Source organism: Glaciecola sp. 1036, from assembly GCF_050306235.1.
Classification (GTDB): Bacteria; Pseudomonadota; Gammaproteobacteria; order Enterobacterales; family Alteromonadaceae; genus Glaciecola.
The window spans coordinates 1-257 of the sequence record NZ_JBLWFH010000051.1; the positions used below are offsets into that span (position 1 = coordinate 1).

Below are 257 nucleotides of genomic sequence, written 5' to 3' on the forward strand. Positions count from 1 at the left end.
AAACAAGTTCGAGCCAATAAGGGAGCCGCTGGCATCGATGGCATGTCCATTGATGACTTCCCTGCTTGGGCAAGAGAAGGTAACTGGAAACGTATTATGGCTGAGCTGCGCTCAGGTCAATACCAACCATCACCTGTTAGACGAGTCGAAATTGCTAAACCCGATGGCGGAATACGCCAGCTGGGTATTCCTACCGTCATTGACAGGGTTATTCAACAAGCTATTGCTCAAGTGTTAACGCCGATTTTCGACCCTAC

1 pseudogene is annotated in these 257 nt (G+C 49.0%); it reads left to right on the forward strand.

Annotated elements, in window-relative coordinates:
- Positions 1–257, forward strand: a pseudogene (locus ACNKW3_RS19860) (group II intron reverse transcriptase/maturase); the annotation flags it as partial.